A 342-nucleotide genomic window follows, 5' to 3' on the forward strand; every position below is an offset into this window, starting at 1 on the left:
CGACGGCGCTGCATGACGCCGGCTTCATGGTGTCGGTCGCCAATCCGAGTTGCGTCAAAGGCTTTGGCCAGAGCGAAAACCTGCGCAATAAGACCGATACAGCCGATGCGGCGCTGATCGCGCGCTATTGCGCCTTGATAAAGCCGGCCGCCTGGTCGCCCCCCCCCGGGAGCAGCGACAGTTACGAGCCTGGTCGCAGCGACTTCAGGCACTCAAGGGGACCTCGAATTACTGCTGATTTGAACTGATGTGCTGAGAAAACGCCGGCTGTGGACGTATTCGCACGGCGGCTTCAGACCTTTTGGCACTTGTCTTGCTGTCCAAAACCACCTTTTTCGTGGT

The 342-nt window shown here is 59.1% G+C and carries 1 pseudogene; it reads left to right on the forward strand.

Annotation, left to right across the window (positions count from 1 at the left end):
* A pseudogene (locus GTP44_RS28330) lies at positions 1–248 on the forward strand (hypothetical protein); the annotation flags it as partial.
* Positions 249–342: the final 94 nt, after the last annotated feature.

Origin of the sequence: Duganella lactea, from assembly GCF_009857505.1 — a bacterium.
In the GTDB taxonomy this organism is placed as follows: domain Bacteria; phylum Pseudomonadota; class Gammaproteobacteria; order Burkholderiales; family Burkholderiaceae_D; genus Rugamonas; species Rugamonas lactea.